The sequence below is a fragment of the Thauera phenylacetica B4P genome, assembly GCF_000310225.1.
Taxonomy (GTDB): Bacteria; Pseudomonadota; Gammaproteobacteria; order Burkholderiales; family Rhodocyclaceae; genus Thauera; species Thauera phenylacetica.
Genome location: NZ_AMXF01000427.1, coordinates 1 through 1,714 on the forward strand (window position 1 = coordinate 1; position 1,714 = coordinate 1,714).

Annotated in this window: 1 protein-coding gene and 1 pseudogene; both read right to left on the reverse strand. The window is 74.0% G+C overall.

Translation table 11 applies throughout. The features are described 5' to 3' along the window. Positions 1 to 504: pseudogene (locus C667_RS22730) on the reverse strand (hypothetical protein); the annotation flags it as partial. 18 nt (positions 505 to 522) lie between these two features. Beyond that, positions 523 to 1,714: ABC transporter substrate-binding protein (locus tag C667_RS22735; RefSeq protein ID WP_004387778.1), on the reverse strand; the 1,192-nt coding region annotated here is incomplete at its 5' end.

The window sequence follows — 1,714 nt, forward strand, 5'->3', positions numbered from 1 at the left end:
CAGGCCGGCGCCCTCGCGCGCGAGGGCGCGCTGCGTGGCTGCGCGCTCGACTGCGTCCTGCGCGAGGGCGCTCGCGCCGGGCGAGGCCTCCGCGGATGCGCAGCCGCTCTCCAGCACGCGGCCGCGGAAGTCGGCGATGAAGAGCGCCTCGAGCTCCGGGGTGGCGCGGCAGAGGTCGATCAGGGTGGGCCGAACGTACTGCGTGCGCCCGGCCGAGTCCGAGAGGGCGTTGCTGAAGATCGTCTGGCGCGAGATGCCGAGGAGCTTGTCGATGTCGGACTCGAGTCGGGCCTCGAAGCGCAGGCGGACCTCGGAGGCGGTGGCCTCGAGCTCGTAGCCGAGCTTCTCCAGCATCAGGGTGTGCAGCGCGGCGTACGACGCCAGCAGGGCAGGCAGCAGCACGATGGTCGTCAACATGCCGGCGAAGATCGAGATGCGGGTGGTGAGGCTGGCCTGGCGCCAGCTGCGCCAGTTGCGCGAGCGCTCGGGCGGGTGCGGGGGCATCGTGGTCGGCGTCCCCGGTCAGCGCGGCCGTAGCTGGCCGGCGGCGTCGAAGCGGCACAGCAGCACGTCGCCCGCGCCCAGGGCCTCGTGCCGGGTCGGGGTGAAGGCGGGGGCGTGGCTGCGCACCACCCCCTCGCGCGTGGGCAGGTGCTCCAGCGCTTCGTGGATGGCAGGACGGTGCGTACCGCCCGCGCGCTCGATCGCGACCGCGAGCAGGCGCACCAGGTCGTAGGCGGGGCCGATCCCGGTCTGCGACGGCACGGCCAGCGGCGTCTCGGCCCCGAAGTGCCGCATGGCGCGCTGCGCGAGGCGGGCGCCGTCCTCGCCGCGGGCGTACGTGAAGCTGAAGGACTGCACGAGCTCGAGCTCGACATGCTGCCGCGCCGCGCCGCACAGCTCGGGGAAGCAGCCGCCGCTGATCCCCCAGTGGCTGAAGATCGGGCGCAGGTCCTGCGCGGGCATGCCGGCGAGGCCCTTCACCAGGGCTGCGCCCTCCGGTTCGTTGGCGATCAGCAGGAGCGCGTCGGCGCCGAGCTCGAGCAGGGTACGGTAGCTGTCCGGGATCGAGTCGTGGGTGCCCCAGCGGTGCCACTCGATGCCGACGATCTCCAGCCGCTGCCGGGCGCGGCTGGCGATGTAGCGTTCGGCGGCGTACTGGCAGCTGCGTCCCCAGGCGGTCTGGGGGGCGAGGAGGCCGATGCGGCGCAGCTTGCGGCGCTCGATTTCGCCGAGCAGGGCGTCGATCGCGAGTGTGTCGGAGAGACCCATGCGGGAGGCGTAGTTGGGGCGCTGGCCATTGTCGATGATCGCGTCGGCGGCCGCCCAGGGGGCGAGCAGGGGCAGGCGCAGGGCGTGCAAGGTGGGCAGCTGCTCGATGACCACGGGCGATAACTTCCCGCACAGAACCCCCACTACGTCGCGCTCGGCGCCGAGGCGCTCGAGGTTGGCCACGCCGCGCGCGGGGACGCTGCGGTTGTCGCTGGTCACCAGTTGCAGCGGCCGCCCGCCGAGCACCCCGCCGCGGGCGTTGAGGTCATCGACCGCGGCCCGGGCGCCGAAGAGGACGGCGTCGTCCGCGGTGCTGTTGGGGTCCATGAACTCCGCGTCCACGCCGATGCGCACCGGCGCCGCGCGCCCGAAGGCGCGCCCGGGCAGGGTGGCGGCGAGCAGGCCGGCGGCACAGGTGTGCAGGAAGGCGCGGCGACCCCGG